1 protein-coding gene is annotated in these 222 nt (G+C 70.7%); it reads left to right on the top strand.

The window, feature by feature from the left end; genetic code table 11:
* Positions 1-222, top strand: a 222-nt coding sequence (locus tag UK23_RS14975; protein WP_045312117.1) for an SdrD B-like domain-containing protein, incomplete at both ends; no start/stop codon positions are given.

Raw genomic sequence — 222 nt, forward strand, 5'->3', positions numbered from 1 at the left:
GCAGGACCTCACGTGGGACTTCGGTCTGATTCCGGCCACCGGCGCCATCGGCGACCGCGTCTGGTCGGACGCCAACGGCAACGGCGTGCAGGACGCTGGTGAGCCGGGTGTGCCGGGTGTGCCGGTGGAGCTGTTCCGGCAGACTCCGACCGGTCCGGTGTCCGCGGGTACGACGACCACGGACGGCAACGGTGAGTACCTGTTCACCGGTCTGCCCGCGGG

This window comes from Lentzea aerocolonigenes, assembly GCF_000955955.1.
Classification (GTDB): domain Bacteria; phylum Actinomycetota; class Actinomycetes; order Mycobacteriales; family Pseudonocardiaceae; genus Lentzea; species Lentzea aerocolonigenes_A.